This is a genomic window from Cupriavidus gilardii (assembly GCF_013314895.1).
Classification (GTDB): Bacteria; Pseudomonadota; Gammaproteobacteria; order Burkholderiales; family Burkholderiaceae; genus Cupriavidus; species Cupriavidus gilardii_C.
The window spans coordinates 79511-100803 of record NZ_JABTYE010000014.1 but is presented as its reverse complement, the minus strand read 5'-3'; the positions used below and the strand labels follow the sequence as shown (position 1 = coordinate 100803).

Genomic DNA, 21293 nt, shown 5'->3' with positions numbered 1-21293 from the left:
CCCGAGAGGGCGACCGCCGTGCAGGCGCTCGCCGGTGCCGCCGCGCGCGCCCGACGGCCTTCGCCGATGGCGATGGCCCGGTCGGGGCACGGTGGAACTTCGCCACCCTCGCAGAGGTCCAACAGCTTGTGGCGGCCGAAGCTGCGCCGTCACCTGGCTGCCGCCCGGCGCTGACCGGTGTTCAGCAGCGTGCCGTCGATCGCAGGCGGCAAACGCACACTGACATGCCCTCTCCTCCGTATCGTGTCGCGATGGGCGCGGCCTTCGTCCAACCAACCGACGAGGTTCGTATGCTATCCATGCTGACCGACCTGGCTCGACACGCGGGCCAGCTCACTCTGACCGTGTTATTCATGGGAATTCTTGCTGCCGTGCTGTACGGCGAAACCAATCTCGGCGTCCTGCTGGGCGTCGTGTCCAACGCGCCGCGCTGACGGCAATCGGACGCTGCTGCAAGACAGGACATCGCAGGTTTTGCACCAGCGCCCCGGGCCGGCGATCCAGTCGACGGATCGACCGGCCTTCAACCGGGTCATCGAAGCGGGCGGTGCGGCGTACAATGTGCGCTGCACTGCCCGCTTCAATCGTATGGCGGCCCGATGGCGCCGTCGTACCATGGATGCTGACCGCAGCGCCTCTGCGCAGATTGGCCTCCGCAGGCGTTCCCGTCTCCGTCTCCGTCTCCGTGTCAATGTCCACGCCCATGTCCACCGTTCCGTCCCCCGCCTCGCCCGCCTCCCCCGCTGCCGCCGGCATGGGCCGCGCACCGATGCGCAAGTCGAAGCTGCTGACCGTGGCGCTGGCCTTTCTGCTCGGCAGCCTCGGTGCACACCGCTTCTACCTCGGCGGCGCGCGCGATCGCTATGGCTGGCTGCACCTGCTGGCGACGCTGGCCGGCGCGCTGGGCATCGCTTCGATGGTGCTGCATGTCGGCGCGCCGGCGTTGAACTGGACCTTCGCGGTGGCCGGCGGCGCCTCGGTGATCAGCGCCTTTCTGGCGGCGATCGTCTACGGGCTGCGGCCCGACGAGCGTTGGGACGCGCGCTTCAATCCGGACGGCACACCGACGCGCTCCGGCTGGCCGGTCGTGATCCTGGTGATCCTGTCGCTGCTGATCGGCACCGGTCTGCTGATGGCCGGGCTTGCCATCAGCTTTCAGACGTTCTTCGAGTCCCAGGTGGAAGCGGCGCGCGAGCTGTCGCAATAAGGACGCCGGGCCGACGCGGGCACGCCCCCTCGGCCTTCCTGATCCACGTCAACCCCATTGCGGCGTTCGTCAACCATACTGAACCGGTTGTTATCGTGAGTCGCGCTGCAGCGCTTCGCGCAGCGTTCGCGACCGGCCAGTCGAATACCAGGAGTTGACATGAACGTTCCCAGCTATGAAGTGGGCCGGGTGGCCGCGTTGACCGTCAGACTGATGCGCGCGTCGGGCCTGTCGCACGACGACGCCGTGGCCGCGCTGGACCTGGCCGGCAGAATGATGGACGAGGACATGGCGCCGCGGTCCGCCGGTCCTGCTCCCATGCGGGCAGGCGGTGTGCGGCCGCCTGACACGGCAAACCCGGTCCGACCGGGGGGGCAATAAGCTAGGCCGCCGCGCCCAGCCAGTTGCGCACCGCGGGATGCACGGTCTCGCGCCAGCGCGCGCCGCTGAACAATCCATAGTGATCGCAGCGCTCGATCGTCAGCCGCTCGCGGCATCGCGTCGGCAGGCCGCTGCACAGCCCCTGCGCCGCATGCGTCTGTCCGGGTCCGGAAATATCGTCGCGGTCTCCCTCGATCGTCAGCAACCGGGTTCGCCGCAGACAGTCGGGACGCACCATCTCGCCGCCCACGCGCCACGCGCCCTTGGGCAGCAGCATCTGCTGGAACACCACGCGCAGCGTGTCGAAAAAGAACTCCGCGGTCATGTCGAGCACGGCGCCGTATTGGGCGACCGCGCGCTCGATTTCGCGCGCGGTATCGGCATCGGCCGCCTGGCGCCGGCATAGCCAGTCGTACATCAGCGTCGCGTGCCGGTCCGGCTGGGCGGCGACCAGCGCCGGATATTGCAGGAAGCCCGGATAGATGCGCCGCCCCGCGCCGGCGTAACCGCTCGGGACCACATCGATCGCGGTGGCCTCGAGCCACGGCAGCGACAGCGTGGCGGCGACGCGATCGAGCGTGGTCGGCCCGAGCCGCGCATCGATGGGCCCGCCGATCAGCGTCAGCGTCGCCGGTTCGGCGCCATCGGCTTGCGCAACGCGCGAGACCGCGGCCAGCGCCGGCACCGTCGCCTGACAGACCGCCAGCACATGCAGCCCGGCTGGATCGAGCAGCCGGATGAAGCGCTCCACCAGCAGCACATAGTCGTCGAGGCCAAAGGCGCCGGCTTCGCGCGGCACGTCGCGCGCATCGGCCCAGTCGGTGACGTACACGTCCGCATGCGGCAGCAGCGCCGCCACGGTGTCGCGCATCAGCACCGCGCGATGTCCCGCCAGCGGCGCGCACAGCAGCACGCGCGGCCGCGGCTTGCGGCGGGATCGCGGAGCGCAGTGGAATGCGCGCAAGGTGCAGAACGGCGTCGCCGACACGGTGCGTTCGCTCACCGGCGTGCGCACGCCGTCGACATCGATGTCATCGAATTCGAAACGGGCCGTGCCAAATGGCGCCAGCCAGGTCTGGAACCAGCGGTAGTAGTGCTCGAAACGGCGACGATGCGAGGCCGCGGCCAGCGGGTACGGTCCGGCGGCAAGCGCCTGCTGCGTCAGCTCGCCCCACATCACGACCGGATAGAAGGCTGCGCGGCCGCCCTGCTGCATCAGATGGATCATGGCTTCCCCAAGGCGACGCCGAGACGGGCGTGCGCGGCGGATCGAACAGCCATTATGGACAGCACGCCGGACTTGTACAAACCCGCCGATTCAGAACAGCGAACCTTGCGCATCGTCTTCCGGCTTGCGGCCACCGCGCGCGCGGCGCACCCCGGCCGGCGGGGCGGGCGGCACGAACTGCGAGGTGTCCAGATCGAAGCGGTGATAGCGGAAGCCCAGGCGATCGGCCGCCTTGTGGAAGCGCTGGCGCATCAGGTCCGCCCAGACGCCGGTGCCGCGCATCCGCGTGGAGAAATCGGAATCGTAGTCCTTGCCGCCGCGCATCTCGCGCACGCGATTCATCACGCGCTCGGCCCGATCGGGGAAATGCGCCTGCAGCCATTGCTGGAACAGCGGCGCGACCTCCCACGGCAGCCGCAGCACGATGTAGTTCGCATAGACCGCGCCGGCCTCGCGCGCGGCCTCGAGTACGCGCTCCAGATCCGGCTCGGTGATGAAGGGAATCACCGGCGCCACGCTGACCGCCACCGGAATGCCCGCCTCGGACAGCGTGCGGATGGTGCGCAGCCGCCGCGCTGGCGTGGCGGCACGCGGCTCGAGCGTGCGCGCGATCTCGGCATCGAGCGTGGTGATCGTGATCGCCGCCACCGCCAGGCGCCGGGCGGCCATCGGCGCCAGCAGATCGATGTCACGCTCGATCAGCGACGACTTGGTGATCAACGCCACCGGATGGTGGCATTCGTGCAGCACCTCCAGCACGCCGCGCGTGATGCGTTGAGTCCGCTCGATCGGCTGATAGGCGTCGGTGTTGACGCCCAGCGCGATCATCTCGCACTGATAGGACGGCCGCGACAGCGCCTCGCGCAGCCGCTCGGCGGCATTGGCCTTGGCGAACAGCTGCGTCTCGAAATCCAGGCCCGGCGACAGGTCCAGATAGGCGTGCGTCGGCCGCGCGAAGCAATAGATGCAGCCGTGCTCGCAGCCGCGATAGGGATTGAGCGAAACGCCGAACGGGATGTCGGGCGACGAATTCCGGCTCAGGATCGAGCGCGCCTGCTCCTGGGTAACGCGGGTGATCAGCCTGGGCGGCGCCGCTTGCGCGGCCGTGTCGTCGTTCCGCTCGCGCCGCGGGGCCTCGGCCGGCGCCAGGGCTTCGAGCTCGCCCCAGCCGTCGTAGAACGGCTCGCGGGCATCGCGCTCGAAGCGGCCCTGCAAATTGCTGACCGCGCCCCGCCCCTTCAGCGGGCGCGGCGGCGGCTGCAGTGGCGTGGAATCGTCCGGGAAGTCCTCCGCGGGCGACCGGTCGGATTCGCGCGGGCCGATGTGGCGTCCCTTGCGCTCGGTGTCCTTCATCTCATGCAGGCTGGCTCTTCTCGTCGACCGGGATGGCCAGCGTCTCCTTGATCTCTTCCATCACGACATAACTCTTGGACTGCGCCGCCCCGGGGAGTTGCAGCAGGATGTCGCCGAGCAGGCGGCGATATTCGCCGATTTCGCGGATGCGCGCCTTGATCAGGTAGTCGAAATCGCCGGACACCAGATGGCATTCCATCACCTCGGGGATGCGCAGCACCTCGCGCCGGAACTGCTCGAACATGTTGCCGGCCTTGTTGTTCAGCGTGATCTCGACGAAAACGAGCAGCGCGCTGCCCAGCAGGGCGGGATTCAGGCGGGCGTAGTAGCCCATGATGACACCGTCGCGCTCCATTCGCTTGACCCGCTCGATACACGGCGTGATGGTCAGCCCGACCGCCTCGGCGAGATCCTTCATCGAGATGCGGCCATCGGCCTGCAGCAGCGCCAGGATGCGGCGATCGAGGCGGTCCAGGCCGCGTACCGGCTGGCGGGTCGTTCTCATGATTTTTTCCTTTTTCCGGGAAATTTTCGGTAATTATGACTGGATTGATTCCAATACCATAGCGGATATACCTTCACACAAACGACATCCTGGTTGGGGTCCCATCGCAATGCGTGTTCTCGTTCTTGGCAGTGGCGTGATCGGCGTCACCAGCGCCTGGTATCTGGCCAGGGCCGGTCACGAGGTCACCGTGATCGACCGCGAAGCGGCGCCGGCGCTCGGCACCAGCTTTGCCAATGCCGGCCAGATCTCGCCCGGCTATGCGTCGCCGTGGGCGGCGCCCGGCGTGCCGCTGAAGGCCATCAAATGGATGTTCCAGCAGCATGCGCCGCTGTCGATCCGGCCCGACGGCACGCTGTACCAGCTGCAGTGGATGTGGCAGATGCTGATGAACTGCAGCGCCGACCGCTACGCCGTCAACAAGGAGCGGATGGTGCGGCTGGCCGAATACAGCCGCGACTGCATCCGCGCGCTGCGTGCCGAAACCGGCATCGCCTACGAGGGCCGGCAGCAGGGCACGCTGCAGGTCTTCCGCACCGACGAGCAGCTCGACGGCGCGGCCAAGGACATCGCCGTGCTGGAGGAAGCCGGCGTGCCCTATCAATTGCTGTCGCGCGAGGATCTCGCCGCGAGCGAACCGGCGCTGGCCGCGGTCAGCCACAAGCTGACCGGCGGGCTGCGCCTGCCCAACGACGAAACCGGCGACTGCCAGCTGTTTACCCAACGGCTGGCGGCGATGGCCGACGGTCTGGGCGTGCAGTTCCTGTACAACCGCTCCATCGACAGCCTGATGACGCAGGGCAGCGCCGTGACGGGCGCGATCGTCGGCGGCGAGCCGATCTTCGCCGATGCGGTGGTGGTGGCGCTGGGCAGCTGGTCGACCCCGTTCGTCAAGGAGTTCGTCAGGATTCCGGTCTATCCGCTGAAGGGGTTCTCGATCACCGTGCCGATGACCGACGCGGCGCGCAGCCCGGTGTCGACGGTGCTGGACGAGACCTACAAGGTGGCGATCACCCGCTTCGACGATCGCATCCGCGTCGGCGGCATGGCGCAGATCGTCGGCTACGACCGCTCGCTCGATCCGGCCAAGCGGCGCACGCTGGAACACGTGGTGACGGACCTGTTCCCCGGCGCCGGCGACGTGGCCCGTGCCTCGTTCTGGACCGGCCTGCGCCCGATGACGCCGGACGGCACCCCGATTGTCGGCCCGACCCCGGTCAAGGGCCTGTGGCTCAATACCGGCCACGGCACGCTGGGCTGGACCATGGCGTGCGGCTCCGGCAAGCTGCTCGCGGATCTGGTGTCCGGGGCTTCGCCGGCGATCCGTGCCGACGATCTGTCGGTGGCGCGCTATCTGCGCCAGACGCAGCGGCATCCGGCGCCGCGCCCCGCCACGGCGTAAGGCGCGCGCGGAGCGTCGCGCCAATAAAAAAGACGGCCAACCGGCCGTCTTTTTTTATTGCGCGTGCGGCAGTCAGAACTGTGCCTCGCTCAGCGCCATCGCCGCCGGCGCGCCCGCCACGATCGCATCGCGAATGCCGCCCGCCTGCGACAGCACATGCTCGGCGAAGAACTGCCCGGTGGCGATCTTGGCGTCGTAAAAGGCCGGATCCTCGGCACGCTTCGCGCCGGCGGCCAGCATCGCGCGGGCCAGCTGCCAGCCCGACAACACGATGCCGCACAGCTTCAGATAAGGCACGCTGCCGGCAAAGGCCGCATTGGGATCGCTCTTGCCATTGGCCACGATGAAGTCGATCGCCTGCTCCAGCGCGGCGCGGCCCTTGGCCAGTTGCGCCTGCATCGCGGCAAACGGTGCGCCGCCATGCGCGGCCAGCGCGGCCTCGGTCTGCGCAATCCGGGCGCAGATGCCGCGCGCTACCGCACCGCCATCGCGCACCGTCTTGCGGCCGACCAGATCGTTGGCCTGGATCGCCGTGGTGCCCTCGTAGATCGGCAGGATGCGCGCATCGCGATAGTGCTGCGCGGCGCCGGTCTCCTCGATGAAGCCCATGCCGCCGTGGACCTGCACGCCAAGGCTGGTCACGTCGATCGACAGCTCGGTGCTCCAGCCCTTGATGACCGGGACCAGGAACTCATAGAAGGCCTGGTTCTGGCCCCGTACCGCTTCGTCCGGATGCTGGTGGGCGGTGTCGCACGCCGCGGCGCCGACATAGGCCAGCGCACGCGCTCCTTCCGTCAGCGCCCGCATCGTCATCAACATGCGGCGCACATCCGGGTGATGGATGATGGTGACCGCCTGCCGCGCCGAGCCATCGACCGGCCGGCTCTGCACGCGCTCGCGCGCATAGGCGACGGCCTGCTGATAGGCGCGCTCGGACACCGCGATGCCCTGCATGCCGACCGAAAAGCGGGCCGCATTCATCATGATGAACATGTACTCGAGGCCGCGGTTCTCCTCGCCGACCAGCGTGCCGATGGCACCGCCGTGGTCGCCGAACTGCAGCACCGCGGTGGGGCTGGCCTTGATGCCCAGCTTGTGTTCGATCGACACGCAATGCACGTCGTTGCGCGCGCCCAGCGAGCCGTCGGCGTTGACCAGGAACTTCGGCACGATAAACAGCGAGATGCCCTTGACCCCTTCCGGCGCATTCGGCGTTCTGGCCAGCACCAGATGCACGATGTTCTCCGCCATGTCGTGCTCGCCGTAGGTGATGAAGATCTTGGTGCCGAACAGCTTGTAGGTACCGTCGCCCTGCGGTTCGGCGCGCGTGCGTACCGCGGCCAGATCCGATCCGGCCTGCGGCTCGGTCAGGTTCATCGTGCCGGTCCACTGGCCCGAGATCAGCTTCGGCAGAAAGGCCTGCCGTTGCGCGTCGCTGCCGGCGGTCAGCAGCGCCTCGATGGCGCCGTCGGTCAGCAGCGGGCACAGCGCGAACGACAGGTTGGCCGAGTTCAGCATCTCGTTGCAGGCAGTGGCGATCAGCTTGGGCAAACCCTGGCCGCCGAATTCCTGCGGATGCAGCACGCCCTGCCAGCCCCCTTCGCCGAACTGGCGGAAGGCCTCTTTGAAACCCGGCGTGGTGGTCACCGTGCCGTCCTTCCAGCTGCTCGGCTCGGTATCGCCAATGCGGTTCAGCGGCGCGATCACCTGTTCGGTGAATCTGGCCGCTTCCTCGAGCACCGCTTGCGCGGTATCGGGCGTGGCTTCCTCGAAGCCCGGCAATTGGCTGACGGCTTCAAGGCCGGCCAGTTCGTTGATCACGAACAGCATGTCCTTGAGCGGGGCGCGGTAGGTCATCGCAGTCTCCGTTATCGCAATGGGTCGCTACGTGTGATGGCGACCGTTCGATGCAGCGTATAAAAAAGCCGCTCGCGGGCGTGCCCGGAACGGCTTGTCTTGGCTTTTCTTTCTTGTTGTGATGGCCTGCTTCGGCCGGCCCTGGCACCGGGCGGTGCCGGGGCCGGCGTGCGATCAGCCCAGGGCCGCCACCAGCTCCGGCACCACGGTGTTCAGATCGCCCACCAGGCCGTAGTCGGCCACGGAGAAGATCGGTGCCTCGGCGTCCTTGTTGATCGCGACGATCACCTTGGAGTCCTTCATGCCGGCCAGATGCTGGATCGCGCCCGAGATACCGACGGCGATATACAGCTGCGGCGCGACGATCTTGCCGGTCTGGCCGACCTGGTAGTCGTTGGGCACGAAGCCGGCGTCGACGGCGGCGCGCGAGGCGCCCAGCGCGGCGCCCAGCTTGTCCGCCAGCGGCGTCAGCACCTTGGTGTAGTTCTCGCCCGAGCCCACGCCACGGCCGCCGGACACGATGATCTTGGCGGCGGTCAGTTCGGGACGGTCGCTCTTGGTGACTTCGCGCGACACGAATTGCGAGATGCCGGCATCGGCCGCGGCGGGCACGGTGTGGACCGAGGCCGAGCCGCCTTCCGCGGCGGCCGGATCGAACGCGGTGCCGCGCACGGTGATCACCTTGATCTTGTCCGAGGACTTGACCGTGGCGATCGCATTGCCGGCATAGATCGGACGCTCGAAGGTGTCCGGGCCGTCGACCTTGGTGATGTCCGACAGCTGCGCCACGTCGAGCTTGGCGGCGACGCGCGGCAGGATGTTCTTGCCGTACGCGGTGGCCGGGGCCAGGATGTGGCTGTAGTCGCTGGCGATCGCCAGCACCTGCTCGGCGACGTTCTCGGCCAGGCCTTCGCCGAAGTACGGCGCATCGGCCAGCAGCACCTTGGTGACGCCGGCGATTTTCGCGGCGGCCTCGGCGGCGGCCTGAGCGTTGGAGCCGGCCACCAGCACGTGGACGTCGCCGCCGCACTGGGCCGCGGCGGCCACGGTATTCAGGGTCGCGCCCTTGATCGATTGATTGTCGTGTTCAGCAATGACGAGTGCAGTCATGTTCGTATCTCCTGGAGCGCTTAGATGACCTTGGCTTCGTTCTTGAGCTTCTGCACCAGCGTCGCAACGTCCGGCACCATCACACCTGCGCTGCGCTTGGGCGGCTCGACGACCTTCAGCGTCTGCAGACGCGGCGCCACGTCGACGCCGAGGTCTTCCGGCTTCACGGTTTCCAGCGGCTTCTTCTTGGCCTTCATGATGTTCGGCAGCGTGACGTAGCGCGGCTCGTTCAGGCGCAGGTCGGTGGTCACCACCGCCGGCAGCTTGACCGACAGGGTTTCCAGGCCGCCGTCGACCTCACGCGTCACCGACGCCTTGCCATCCGCGATCACGACCTTCGAGGCGAAGGTGGCTTGCGGCAGGCCGGCCAGCGCGGCCACCATCTGGCCGGTCTGGTTGGAGTCGTCGTCGATCGCCTGCTTGCCCAGGATCACCAGTTGCGGCTGCTCCTTGTCGATCAGCGCCTTCAGCAGCTTGGCCACGGCCAGCGGCTGCAGCTCTTCGTTGCTTTCGACCAGGATGCCGCGGTCAGCGCCGATCGCCATCGCGGTGCGCAGCGTTTCCTGGCATTGCGCCACGCCGCAGGAGACCGCCACCACCTCGGTTGCCACGCCCGCTTCCTTCAGGCGGACCGCCTCTTCCACGGCGATCTCGTCGAACGGGTTCATGCTCATCTTCACGTTGGCCAGGTCGACGCCCGAGCCATCGGACTTCACACGGACCTTGACGTTGTAGTCAACCACGCGCTTGACTGCGACGAGTACTTTCATGCGCTCACTCCACTGATTGTCAGAAATTTGGTTCGCTCGCCATTATAACCATCGGGTCGGCGGCCCCCGGAATTTTCGAACGACCGTACTATTTTATCGGCAAAGAATTGCCGGGCATAGCCCGGCAACCGATTTGGTGCACCGTATTGTGCCGCAGAAACCCCATCGCGGCACAGAGGTGACGGCGGGTTTCGAGGTTTTGTTCGATACCCGGCCGCGACGTCGTTTTCCGGCGGCTTACCAGGCCGTGATCACCGATTCCTTGAACGTCTTGGTGACGTACTGCTTGATCTCCGGCGAGTGGTAGGCCTTGATCAGCTTGGCGACCCACGGCTTGTTCTTGTCGGCCTCGCGCACGGCGATCAGGTTGGCGTACGGACCCTTCGGGCCTTCCATCGCGATGGCGTCCTTGGTCGGCGACAGGCCGGCCGATTCCGCGTAGTTGCCGTTGATGGCGGCGGCGTCCAGATCGTCCAGCGAGCGCGGCAGCTGCGCGGCGTCCAGTTCGACGATGCGCAGTTTCTTCGGATTCGCGACGATGTCCAGCGGCGTGGCCTTCAGGCCGGCATCCGCACGCAGCTTGATCACGCCCTTGCTCTGCAGCAGCAGCAGGCCGCGACCGCCATTGGTCGGGTCGTTCGGCACGCCGACGCGGGCGCCCTGCTTGAGCTGGTCCAGCGATTTGATCTTCTTCGAGTAGACGCCCATCGGGAACGTGACGGTGTAGCCGACATTGGCGAACTTGTAGCCGCGGTCCTTCATCTGCGCCTCGAGATACGGCAGATGCTGATAGCTGTTGGCGTCGAGGTCGCCGGCGGCCAGCGCGGCGTTGGGCTGAATGTAGTCGCTGAATTCGACCACCTGGATATTGAGGCCATCCTTGGCGGCGACCTTCTTGACCTGTTCCATGATCTGGGCGTGCGGACCACCGGTGACGCCGATCTTGATCGGCTTGTCCTGCGCCACCGCGGCGGTGGCGAGGCTGGCACCGAGCGCGGCGCCGATGATCCATTGCAGCAGGCTACGACGTTGCATGTCTGACTTCCTTTGCGATGCGTTCTGGGTTGAATTCGGGATAAGGCAAAAACGATACGAAAACGTGGGCCGGCATGGCGCTCAGCGGTGGCTGATCCGGCGGACCAGCCAGTCGCCGAAACTCTGCACCGCCTGCACCAGCACGATCAGGATCAGCACCACCGCCACCATCACCTCGGTGATGTAGCGCTGATAGCCATAGCGGATGCCGAGGTCCCCCAGCCCGCCGCCGCCGATCGCGCCGGCCATGGCCGAATAACCGACCAGGCTGACGAAGGTGATGGTCAGGCCGGCGACGATGCCGGGCATGGCCTCGGGCAGCAGCACCTTCCAGACGATCTGCCCGGTGCTCGCGCCCATTGATTGCGCGGCCTCGACCAGGCCCTTGTCGACCTCGCGCAGCGCGCTTTCGACCAGTCGCGCGATGAACGGGATCGCCGCGATCGTCAGCGGCACCACGGCCGCCGCGGTGCCGATCGACGAGCCGGCCAGGAAGCGCGTGAACGGAATCACCACCACCAGCAGGATGATGAACGGAATCGAGCGCACCGCATTGACGACCACGCCGATCAAGCGGTTGAACAAGGGGTGCGCCAGCGGACCGCCACGGTCGGTCAGATGCAGCACCACGCCGAGCGGCACGCCAAGCAGCGCGCCGATGACGCCCGAAATGCCGACCATCACCAGGGTCTCGCCCAGCGAGGTCACAAACAGGTCGAACAGCTCAGACCACATGCTCGTACTCCTCCACCACCACGCCCTGCTCCTGCAGGAATGCCATTGCCGCCTTGACGTTGTCGGTCTCGCCGGTCGCCATGATGGCCAGCGAGCCGAAGGCCTGTCCCTGGATCTCGTCGATATGCCCGTGCAGGATGTTGAAGTCCAGCCCGTAGCGGCGGATCGCCTGCGCCAGCACCGGCTGGTCGACACCCTCGCCGGTAAAGGCGAGACGATAAACGTGATCGCGCCCGTTGCCGAGCCGGCTCTCGACGCGCTTGAGCACGCTGGCCGGCAGCTCCTGCGAGATCACGTCGCCGATCATCGCGCGCGTGACCGCGTGCTGCGGACGCAGGAACACGTCGATGACCTGGCCCTGCTCGACCACGCAGCCGGCGTCGAGCACCGCGACGCGGTCGCACACCTGTTTGATGACCTCCATCTGGTGCGTGATCATCACGATGGTCAGCCCCAGATCGCGGTTGATTCTCTTGAGCAGATCGAGGATGGAGCGCGTGGTTTCCGGGTCGAGCGCGGAGGTGGCCTCGTCCGACAGCAGCACCTTGGGCTTGCTGGCCAACGCCCGCGCAATGCCGACGCGCTGCTTCTGCCCGCCGCTGATCTGCGCCGGATAGCGGTCCTTCAGCGCCGACAGCCCGACCAGATCCAGCAGCGGCAGCACCGTCGCTGCGATCTCGTCGCGGCCCTTGCCGGCCAGTTCCAGCGGCAGCGCCACGTTGTCATAGACCGTGCGCGAGGACAGCAGGTTGAAATGCTGGAAGATCATGCCGATCTCGCGGCGCGCCCGCCGCAGCGCCGAGGCGTCCAGCGCGGTCAGATCCTGACCGGCGACGATCACGCGGCCCGCGGTCGGACGATTCAGCAGATTGATGGCGCGCACCAGCGTACTCTTGCCGGCGCCGCTGCGGCCGATGATGCCGAAGACTTCGCCTGGCGCGATGGACAGGCTGACATCCCGCAATGCGTGCACATCCCCGGTCGCACCGGGGAATCGCTGCGAGAGACCTTGCAGTTCGATCATGAGACAGAGCGAAAAGAAAACGGCAACAGCCGGGACGGGGTCTCCAGCGCTGCTGCCGCATTTATCGTTTTTTGGATGTAACGGGGTATTTTAAGCGATCCGCTTCTTACCAGAAACGACTTTTTGCCGATGTCTTTAGACGAAAAGGGAATAAGGCACCCGTCCCGAGTGCCGGTATGTCAACTCGAGCGCCAGGCCGGCGGCCGCTTGTCGATGAACGCCTGCACGCCCTCCAGCGCCGACTCGTCCATCATGTTGCAGGCCATGGTCTGCCCGGCCAGCTGATACGCGGCCTCCACGCCCATCTCCAGCTGGCGGTAGAACAGCCCCTTGCCGGCCGCGATCGCCGCCGCCGGCTTGGCGCAGATGCTGGCAGCCAGCTTCGCCACTTCGTCGTCCAGGTCGGCGGCCGGCACCACCCGGTTGACCAGGCCGCGCGCCTGCGCCTCCCGCGCGCCGATCATCTCGCCGGTCAGCAGCATTTCCATCGCGTGCTTGCGATGCAGATTGCGCGACAGCGCCACACCCGGCGTCGAGCAGAACAAGCCGAGGTTGACGCCCGACACGGCAAAGCGCGCGTCCTCGGCGGCGACGGCGAGATCGCACATCGCCACCAGCTGGCAGCCGGCCGCGGTGGCGATGCCGTGCACGCGCGCGATGACCGGCTGCGGCATGCGCTGGATCGCCAGCATCATGCGCGTGCAGCGGTCGAACAGGCGACGGTAGTAATCGTGCGATGGCTGGGCGCGCATCTCGCGCAGATCGTGGCCGGCGCAGAACGCCCGGCCGGCGCCGGCCAGCACTACCACGCGCACGGCGGGATCGGCGGCGATGCGGGTCAGCGCCTCGGTCACGGCGTCGATCAGCGCCTCGGACAGCGCGTTGAAGGCATCGGGACGCTGCAGGGTCAGGCGCAGCACGCCGGGGGCATCCTCGCTTTGCACCAGCAACGCCCCGGCGGCTTGCGCGTGTTCCGATTCGGCCATGATGGTCTCCTGTTGTCGTCCAGTCGTGCTGTCGTGCTGTCGTGCTGTCGTGCTGTCGTGCTGTCGCGGAACGGGTGCGCTAGCCCTACCGCTCCAGCAGCACCTTCAGATGCGCCAGCACGCTGCGCCCCAGCGCGCTGAGGTTGTAGCCGCCTTCCAGGCAGCTGACGATGCGCCCCTGCGCATGCTGCCGCGCCAGCGTCATCAGCTCCGCCGTGATCCACGCATAGTCCTGTTCCACCAGCCCCATCTGCCCGAGGTCGTCTTCGCGATGCGCATCGAAGCCGGCCGAGATGAACAGCATCTGCGGGCGGAACGCCTGCAGCCGCGGCATCCAGATCGTCTCGACCACCTCGCGCACCGCCATGCCGTTCGTATAGGCCGGCAGCGGAATATTCGCCATGTTGTTGGCCACGTGTTCGGTGCCGCTGTACGGGTAGAACGGATGCTGGAAAAAGCTGCACATCAGCACGCGCTCGTCACCGCGGAAGGCTGCCTCGGTGCCGTTGCCGTGATGCACGTCGAAGTCGATGATCGCCACGCGTTCGAGCCCGTGCGCGTCGAGCGCATGACGGGCAGCGATCGCGACATTGTTGTAGAAGCAGAAGCCCATCGCACGATCGGGCTCGGCGTGATGGCCCGGCGGCCGCACGCAGCAGAACGCGTTTTCGAGCTCGCCCGCGATCACCGCATCGGTGGCGGCCACGGCGGCGCCGGCTGCGTGCGTGGCCGCGACCAGCGTATGCGCGTTCATCGCGGTATCGGGATCGATCGCATGGTAGCCGCTGGCCGGACTGGCTTCGTGCAGTCCGTCGACATAGCCGGGCAGATGCACACGTTCGATCTGTTCGCGGCTGGCGGCGGGCGCCTCGCGGCGATCCAGCAAGCCGTCGATGCCGTGCGAGATCAGATGGTCTTCGATGGCGGTCAGGCGTTCCGGGCACTCGGGATGGAACTGCCCCATCTCGTGCAGCAGGAATTCGGGATGCGTGTAGTAGCCGGTCGGCATGGGATTTCAGCGCGTTTATCGAGGCGTTGTTGGGCGCGTGGCGGGCACCTGTCCCGGTGCGCCGCTGTCTCCATCCCCGTACGTTAGCACAGCGGATGCCGGGGCAACGCGGCGGCCGCCTTCGTCGCCGGCTCGTATCGCGCCGTGATGTTTCGTGCCAGACGCCTCCGCTATACTCGGTCCGACTTGCAAAGGACACCATGACCGAACACACGCGTACCCTGCGCCGCCCTCTGCTGGGCGCCGCGCTCTGCTCCGTGGCGCTTGGCCTGTGCGGCGCCACCCCCTCGCTGCTGGCGGCCGGCAAGCGCCGTGTCAGCTTCCAGGAAGAAGAAATCGATCCCGGCCGCTATCGCAACGGCAACAACCCGCAGGCGGCGGCCTTTATCGACGAGATGGTCGCGAAGCACGGCTTCTCGCGCGCGACCCTGAACGACTGGTTCGGCCAGGCCGTCTATTCGGCCACGGTGGCGCGCCTGATCATGCCGCCGACCACGCCGGGCCGCAAAAGCTGGCGGGCCTACCGCTCGCGCTTCATCGAGCCGATCCGCATCAACGCGGGCGTGCGCTTCTGGCAGCAGCACCGCGACACGCTGCGCCGTGCGGAAAGCGAGTTCGGCGTGCCGGCCTCGGTGATCGTCGGCATCATCGGCGTCGAGACGATCTACGGCCGCGACATGGGCAACTTCCGCGTGCTGGACTCGCTGTCGACGCTGGCCTTCGACTATCCCGATACGGCCAATCGCGCCAGCCGCTCGGCAATGTTCCGCGCGCAGCTGCAGGACTATCTGCTGTGGTGCCGCGATACCCGCACCGATGTGTTCTCGGTGCTGGGCTCTTACGCCGGCGCGATCGGCATTCCGCAGTTCATGCCGACCAGCCTGCGCGAATACGCGACCGACTTCGATCGGGACGGCCATATCGACCTGCGCAACAGCCCGGTCGACGCGATCGGCAGCGTCGGCCGCTTTCTGCAGCTGCATGGATGGGAGCCGGGCCGGCCGGTGGTATGGCGGATGGCGCAGGACGAAGGCAGCCGCGGCATCGCGGCGGCCGCGGCCGATGGCGAACCGTGGCCGACGCGGACACTGAATCAGCTGACGCGCGCGGGCCTGCGGCTCGACGAGCCGATCGACCTGGCGCGCGAAGGCGAAACCGGCGTGCTGGTGGTGGACCTGCCGACCCCCGATGCGCCGACCGACTACATGATCGGGCTGCGCAACTTCTATGTGCTGACGCGCTACAACCGCAGCTTCTTCTACGCGCTGGCGGTCTATCAGCTGGGCGAGGCGGTCAAGGCGGCGATGGTGTAAGCGATCGATCGGGTCAATCGGTCCGGCCGGCGCCGCCCGCGTTCGAGCAGGCGGTGCCGGTGTTCATCGACGGGGTTTTTTCACGCCGCCGCGGGTTCAGGCCGGGAATACGCCGGTCGACAGATAGCGGTCGCCGCGGTCGCAGACGACGAACACGATGGTCGCGTCGCGCACCTCTTCGGCGATCCGCAGCGCCACGCACAGCGCGCCGGCGGCCGAGATGCCGCAGAAGATGCCTTCTTCACGCGCCATGCGGCGAGCCATATGTTCGGCATCGGCCTGGCTGACCGGCTCGGTGCGGTCGATATAGCGTGCATCGTAGATCTTCGGCATATAGGCTTCCGGCCATTTGCGGATGCCCGGAATGCGCGAGCCTTCGGCCGGTTGCGCGCCGACGATCTGGATCGTCGGATTCTGTTCCTTCAGATAGCGCGACACGCCGGTGATAGTGCCGGTGGTGCCCATCGCCGAGACGAAATGCGTGACGCGGCCTTCGGTGTCGCGCCAGATTTCCGGACCGGTGGTCTCGTAGTGGGACTGCGGATTATCGGGATTGGCGAACTGATCGAGGATGATGCCTTTGCCGTCGCGCTCCATCGAATCGGCCAGATCGCGTGCGTATTCCATGCCGCCCTTGACCGGGGTCAGGATGATCTCGGCGCCGTAGGCCGCCATGCTCTGGCGGCGCTCCATGCTCAGATCCTCCGGCATGATCAGCACCATCTTGTAGCCCCGGATCGCGGCGGCCATCGCCAGCGCGATGCCGGTATTGCCGGAGGTCGCCTCGATCAGCGTGTCGCCGGGCTTGATGCGGCCGCGCGCTTCGGCGCGCGCGATCATCGACAGCGCCGGCCGGTCCTTGACCGAGCCGGCGGGATTGTTGCCTTCGAGCTTGCCCAGAATCACATTGCCGCGCTCGGCGTTGGCGGCTCCGGGAATACGCTGCAATTGCACCAGCGGCGTGTTGCCGATGGTGTCTTCGATCGTCTTGTAGGCCATGATGGGGCGAGTCCAAATGTCGGCGCCCATTGTAATGCAGTCGTCATGACCCTGCCGCCTGCGCGGCGGCAAGCGCTGCGCGGACGCGCGGAGCAGCACGGGGAGCGCAGGGCAGCCATCGCGCTGCCCCGCCGCCCACTTCATCAGACCCGCGTGCGGCCCTTGCCGAGCAGGTGGTACAGCAGGATCGCGCCGAAGGTGGCCGTGCCGATCCCGCCCAGCGTCATGCCGCCGAAGCGCAGCGTCAGGTCCCCGGCCGCCACCGTCAGCGTGGCGCCGACCGTGATCAGGTTGCGCGAATCGGAGAAGTCCACGCGGTTCTCGACCCAGATCCGGCCCGCGGTGGCGGCGATCAGGCCGAACACCACGATGGTCAGGCCGCCGATCACCGGGCCCGGAATGGTCAGGATCAGCGCACCGAACTTGGGCGAGAAGCCGAGCAGGATCGCGACCAGCGCCGCCACCACGAAGATCAGCGTCGAATAGATCCGCGTCACTGCCATCACGCCCATGTTCTCGGCGTAGGTGGTCACGCCGGTACCGCCGCCGGCGGCCGACAGCATCGTCGCCACGCCGTCGCCGATGAAGGCGCGGCCGATGTACGGGTCCAGATTGCGGCCCGTCATCACGCCGATCGCCTTGATATGGCCCAGGTTCTCGGCCACCAGCACGATCGCTACCGGCGCGATCAGCAGCATCGCATTCAATTCGAAGACCGGCGTGGTGAAGGCCGGCAGGCCGAACCAGCTGGCGCTGGCGACGCCGGAGAAGTCGATCGGCTTGCCCAGGCCGAACGCATTGGCGCACACCCAGTAGGCCAGATAGCCGATCAGGCCACCGATCAGCACCGGCAGCCGGCCGATCATGCCGGGCGCGCGCACCGCGACCAGCCCGACCGCGACCACGGTCAGCAGACCGATCCAGGTATCGAGCGCCGCGGCGCTGACCGCCTTGACCGCGACCGGCGCGAGATTGAGCCCGATCGCGGCGACGATCGCGCCGGTCACCACCGGCGGCATCAGCCGTTCGACCCAGCCATAGCCGGCGGCCTGCACCACCAGACCGATTACCGTATAAAGCAGACCGGCGGCGATGATGCCGCCCAACGCCAGCGGAATGTTCGGATTGGGGCCGCTGCCGGCATAGCCGGTGGCCGCGATCACGACGGCGATGAAGGCGAAGCTCGAACCGAGGTAGCTGGGCACGCGGCCGCGTACGCAGAGGAAGAAGATCAGCGTGCCGATGCCCGAGAACAGGATCGCGATATTGGGATTGAAGCCCATCAGGATCGGCGCGATTGCGGTCGAGCCGAACATCGCCACCACGTGCTGGATGCCGGCCAGCACGGTCTGCCCGGCGGGCAGCCGCTCATCCGGCGCGATCACGCCCTCGGTCTTCAGTGTCCAGCGCGGCAGGAATCCCGCCTCGTCGCCATTCGCCATCGTTCAGCTCCCGTTCTGAGGTGGCCGCTGGCGCGCCGCGCCCGGCCGTTATTGGTCATGTGTTGGTCCGCAGGGCCCGGCATGCGTGACCGGTGGCTCCCGGGTCGCGCATCGCGCCGCCGGCTCGCTTCGCTCTCCACGCTTCCCTCTTCATCGAGAGACGAACGAGGCGCCCTGCCGCAGCGCCCGCATCATACTCCCTGGCCCAGGCCCTGCGAAGCGCGGCGGGATCCGATTGGCGGCGCCGCGACATTGCCGGGCCGCTCAGGCGTTAGCACGAGCCATACCAGCACGGGCCGCCACCATAGAGCGACGGCGAGCGCCGGGCCGCTCAGTGCGCGGCCTTGTTGATCTTGCCGGAACCCTTGGCGGCCGGCGCGACTGCCGCCGCGGTCGGCGCGGCAGCGGCCTGCTTGCCGCCCTTTGCTGCGGGGAGCGCCGCACCCTTGCCGATGTTCAGCCCCTCGCCCTGCAGACGCACGACCGACTTCGGACCCAGCCCCTTGACCCGCTCGGCCAGATCGTTGGCATCCTTGAACGCGCCCTGCTTGCCGCGCTCCTCGACGATCCGGCGGGCCATCGCCGGTCCAATTCCCTTGACCGTGGTCAGCGCCGCCTCGTCCGCACTGTTGACATCGACAGCGGCCAGCGCGCCGCCAGCGAGCGCCATCGACAGGCCCAGGCAACATGCCAGCGCCAGCAAGATTTGCTTGATCATGAACAGGCTCCTTCTCCGGTGACCGGAGTTCGGCTTGGTTGGCGATGCCCGGACGGGCATGCCGCCCCGTCGCCGCGACGGGGTAGGCCGAGAATACGAGCCAGACAGGACGGCGGGGCGCCGTGCAACAAATGTTGACGCGCGTGGACGCGATTTGACGGGGAAGCGTGGCGCCGGTTTGCGGGGAAACGACAGTGGAGAAGCGGCCGCGGGTCAGGACCAGGCGGTCGCCCGGGCCTCAGCCTCCGCGCTGGAGCAGCCAGCGGCAATAACGCGCCACGCCTTCCTCCACCGTATAGAACGGCGCGGTATAGCCCGCACCGCGCAGCCGCGACACATCGGACTGCGTGAAGCACTGGTATTTGCCGCGCAGCGCATCGGGGAACTTGATGTATTCGATCAAGCCTTCCTGCTCCATCTCCTCGAGCGTCAGCGGCGGCTTGCCCTCCGCGCCGCGCAACGTGTTGACCACGGTGGTGGCGATGTCGTTGAACGGCTGGGCGCGCCCGGTGCCGAGATTGAAGATGCCGGACTTCTCGGGATGGTCGAGGAAGAACAGGTTGACCTTGACCACGTCCTCGACGGAGACGAAGTCGCGGCTGTGGCCGCCCGGGCCATAGCCGCCGTATTCGCCGAACAGCTTGACGGTGCCGTCGGCGCGGAACTGGTTGAAGTTATGGAAGGCCACCGACGCCATGCGTCCCTTGTGGCCCTCGCGCGGACCGTAGACGTTGAAGTAGCGAAAGCCCACGATCTGCGAGTGCGCGTTCGGCAGCGTGCGCCGCACCAGCTGGTCGAACAGGAATTTCGAGTAGCCGTAGACGTTCAGCGGCTTCTCGTATTCGCGGTCTTCCTTGAAGGTCTGCGAGGCGCCGTAGGTGGCGGCCGACGAGGCATAGAGAAACTGCACCCCCTGCTCCAGGCACGCCTGCATCAGCGCCTTGGTGTAGCGGTAGTTGTTCTCCATCATGTAGCGGCCGTCGGTCTCCATCGTGTCCGAACAGGCGCCCTCATGAAAGATCGCGCGGACCTTGCCGAATTCGCCGCGCGCGAAGCGGTCCAGGAAGTCGGTCTTGTCCAGATAGTCGGCGATCTCGCAATCGACCAGGTTATGGAACTTGTCGGCGCGGGTCAGGTTGTCGACCGCGATGACGTTGTTCTCGCCGCGCTCGTTCAGCCCCTTGACGAGGTTGCTGCCGATGAAACCGGCGGCGCCGGTGACGATGATGGTCATGGTGAATCCAGCCAGTGATAAGGGTGCGCGCGTCAGCCTTGCGCCGCGCCGAACAGTTCGGGATAGCTGACCACGGCCGTGCCCAGCTTGCCGACCACGATGCCGCCGGCACGATTGGCGTGCTGCACCGCTTCCTTCAGCGGAATGCCGGCGCCGAGCATGGTCGCCAGCGTTGCGATGACGGTATCGCCAGCGCCCGACACGTCGTAGACCTCGCGCGCCTGCGCGGAGACGTGCAGCACTTCGGCCTCGGTGTACAGCGTCATGCCTTCCTCGGAACGGGTCAGCAGCAGCGCTTCCAGCTGCAGCGCGCGGCGCAGGTTCTGCGCGCGGATGGTCAGGTCGGCCTCGGTCTTCCAGGCACCGACCACGTGGCGCATCTCCGCGCGGTTCGGCGTGATCAGCGTGGCGCCGCGGTAGCGCGAATAGTCGTCGCCCTTCGGGTCGACCAGCACCATCTTGCCGGCGGCGCGGCCGCCTTCGACCATGCGCGAGACGTGCGTCAGCCCGCCCTTGCCGTAGTCGGACAGCACCAGCACCTGGTAGTCGCCGATCAGCGCCTGAAAACGGTCCTGCACCGACAGCAGCACTTCGTGCGCCGGCGGGTTCTCGAAGTCGACGCGCAGCAGCTGCTGCTGGTGCGCCACCACGCGCAGCTTGATGGTCGTATTGACGCTGCGGTCGCGGTAGAGATACGGCTGGACGTGTTCCGCGGCCAGCAGGTTCTCCAGCATGGTGCCGGGTTCGTCGTCGCCGACCACCCCCAGCATGCCGACCGACGCGCCCAGCGCGGCGGCGTTGCGCGCCACGTTGGCAGCGCCGCCAAGCCGTTCCTCGCTGCGTTTGACCTGCACCACCGGCACCGGGGCCTCCGGCGAAATCCGTTCGACATCGCCGAACCAGTAGCGGTCCAGCATCATGTCGCCCACCACCAGGATGCGCGACTGCTGAATCTGTTCGCGAGAGATCGGGTTCCTGTTCATGA

The 21293-nt window shown here is 67.2% G+C and carries 21 protein-coding genes; 5 read left to right on the top strand and 16 right to left on the bottom strand.

The window, feature by feature from the left end; translation table 11 throughout:
- Positions 1-290: 290 nt before the first annotated feature.
- The 3 genes from HTY53_RS24625 (at position 291) to HTY53_RS15285 (ending at position 1588) form a co-directional block, all read left to right on the top strand.
- Positions 291-434 (top strand): hypothetical protein, encoded by a 144-nt coding sequence (locus HTY53_RS24625; RefSeq protein ID WP_217435632.1) that lies wholly within the window; start codon positions 291-293, stop codon positions 432-434.
- Between the two features lie 320 nt (positions 435-754).
- On the top strand, positions 755-1207 hold the full coding sequence (locus HTY53_RS15290; protein WP_174107498.1) for a TM2 domain-containing protein: 453 nt from the start codon (positions 755-757) through the stop codon (positions 1205-1207).
- Between the two features lie 159 nt (positions 1208-1366).
- Positions 1367-1588, top strand: coding sequence for a hypothetical protein (locus tag HTY53_RS15285; RefSeq protein WP_174107455.1), 222 nt, complete (start codon positions 1367-1369; stop codon positions 1586-1588).
- A 1-nt stretch (position 1589) separates the two neighbouring features.
- Here the strand turns inward: HTY53_RS15285 and phaZ are convergent, their stop codons facing one another.
- The 3 genes from phaZ to HTY53_RS15270 form a co-directional block, all read right to left on the bottom strand.
- Positions 1590-2816: a polyhydroxyalkanoate depolymerase gene (gene phaZ, locus HTY53_RS15280; protein ID WP_174107454.1), complete on the bottom strand. Its 1227-nt coding sequence runs from the start codon at positions 2814-2816 to the stop codon at positions 1590-1592.
- A 90-nt stretch (positions 2817-2906) separates the two neighbouring features.
- Positions 2907-4169: a PA0069 family radical SAM protein gene (locus HTY53_RS15275; protein WP_174107453.1), complete on the bottom strand. Its 1263-nt coding sequence runs from the start codon at positions 4167-4169 to the stop codon at positions 2907-2909.
- Between the two features lies 1 nt (position 4170).
- Positions 4171-4674, bottom strand: coding sequence for an Lrp/AsnC ligand binding domain-containing protein (locus tag HTY53_RS15270; protein WP_149317904.1), 504 nt, complete (start codon positions 4672-4674; stop codon positions 4171-4173).
- Positions 4675-4783: 109 nt separating this feature from the next.
- On the opposite strand from HTY53_RS15270, the gene HTY53_RS15265 reads away from it, so the two are divergent.
- Entirely contained in the window at positions 4784-6076 is a 1293-nt protein-coding gene (locus HTY53_RS15265; protein ID WP_174107452.1) for a D-amino acid dehydrogenase, read from the top strand.
- A gap of 72 nt (positions 6077-6148) precedes the next feature.
- Here the strand turns inward: HTY53_RS15265 and HTY53_RS15260 are convergent, their stop codons facing one another.
- The 8 genes from HTY53_RS15260 to HTY53_RS15225 all read right to left on the bottom strand — a co-directional run bounded on the left by HTY53_RS15260 (position 6149) and on the right by HTY53_RS15225 (position 14602).
- Complete coding sequence (locus HTY53_RS15260; RefSeq protein ID WP_174107451.1) at positions 6149-7933, bottom strand: acyl-CoA dehydrogenase; 1785 nt, start codon at positions 7931-7933, stop codon at positions 6149-6151.
- Positions 7934-8107: 174 nt separating this feature from the next.
- Positions 8108-9043 carry an electron transfer flavoprotein subunit alpha/FixB family protein gene (locus tag HTY53_RS15255; protein WP_174107450.1) on the bottom strand — a complete coding sequence of 312 codons (936 nt, stop codon included), beginning with the start codon at positions 9041-9043 and terminating at the stop codon, positions 8108-8110.
- Between the two features lie 20 nt (positions 9044-9063).
- Positions 9064-9813, bottom strand: coding sequence for an electron transfer flavoprotein subunit beta/FixA family protein (locus HTY53_RS15250; RefSeq protein WP_174107449.1), 750 nt, complete (start codon positions 9811-9813; stop codon positions 9064-9066).
- Between the two features lie 237 nt (positions 9814-10050).
- The gene (locus HTY53_RS15245; protein ID WP_174107448.1) at positions 10051-10848 is read right to left on the bottom strand and encodes a MetQ/NlpA family ABC transporter substrate-binding protein; all 798 of its coding nucleotides are present in this window, start codon (positions 10846-10848) and stop codon (positions 10051-10053) included.
- A gap of 81 nt (positions 10849-10929) precedes the next feature.
- Entirely contained in the window at positions 10930-11583 is a 654-nt protein-coding gene (locus tag HTY53_RS15240) for a methionine ABC transporter permease (protein ID WP_053821324.1), read from the bottom strand.
- On the bottom strand, positions 11573-12607 hold the full coding sequence (locus HTY53_RS15235; RefSeq protein WP_174107447.1) for a methionine ABC transporter ATP-binding protein: 1035 nt from the start codon (positions 12605-12607) through the stop codon (positions 11573-11575). The genes HTY53_RS15240 and HTY53_RS15235 overlap by 11 nt, the downstream gene beginning before the upstream one ends.
- A gap of 179 nt (positions 12608-12786) precedes the next feature.
- Positions 12787-13593, bottom strand: a complete 807-nt coding sequence (locus tag HTY53_RS15230; RefSeq protein ID WP_174107446.1) for an enoyl-CoA hydratase — start codon at positions 13591-13593, stop codon at positions 12787-12789.
- Between the two features lie 85 nt (positions 13594-13678).
- A complete protein-coding gene (locus HTY53_RS15225; protein WP_174107445.1) occupies positions 13679-14602 on the bottom strand; it encodes a histone deacetylase family protein in 924 nt (307 codons plus the stop codon).
- A 200-nt stretch (positions 14603-14802) separates the two neighbouring features.
- On the opposite strand from HTY53_RS15225, the gene mltB reads away from it, so the two are divergent.
- Complete coding sequence (gene mltB, locus HTY53_RS15220; RefSeq protein ID WP_174107444.1) at positions 14803-15915, top strand: lytic murein transglycosylase B; 1113 nt, start codon at positions 14803-14805, stop codon at positions 15913-15915.
- Between the two features lie 96 nt (positions 15916-16011).
- On the opposite strand, the gene cysM is transcribed toward mltB, so the two are convergent.
- The 5 genes from cysM to rfaE1 form a co-directional block, all read right to left on the bottom strand.
- Positions 16012-16914 carry a cysteine synthase CysM gene (cysM, locus tag HTY53_RS15215; RefSeq protein ID WP_174107443.1) on the bottom strand — a complete coding sequence of 301 codons (903 nt, stop codon included), beginning with the start codon at positions 16912-16914 and terminating at the stop codon, positions 16012-16014.
- 143 nt (positions 16915-17057) lie between these two features.
- Positions 17058-18356 (bottom strand): solute carrier family 23 protein, encoded by a 1299-nt coding sequence (locus HTY53_RS15210; protein WP_174107442.1) that lies wholly within the window; start codon positions 18354-18356, stop codon positions 17058-17060.
- A gap of 331 nt (positions 18357-18687) precedes the next feature.
- A complete protein-coding gene (locus HTY53_RS15205; protein WP_174107441.1) occupies positions 18688-19074 on the bottom strand; it encodes a ComEA family DNA-binding protein in 387 nt (128 codons plus the stop codon).
- A gap of 238 nt (positions 19075-19312) precedes the next feature.
- Positions 19313-20308, bottom strand: coding sequence for an ADP-glyceromanno-heptose 6-epimerase (rfaD, locus tag HTY53_RS15200; RefSeq protein ID WP_174107440.1), 996 nt, complete (start codon positions 20306-20308; stop codon positions 19313-19315).
- A 32-nt stretch (positions 20309-20340) separates the two neighbouring features.
- Positions 20341-21291, bottom strand: coding sequence for a D-glycero-beta-D-manno-heptose-7-phosphate kinase (gene rfaE1 / locus HTY53_RS15195; RefSeq protein ID WP_174107439.1), 951 nt, complete (start codon positions 21289-21291; stop codon positions 20341-20343).
- Positions 21292-21293: the final 2 nt, after the last annotated feature.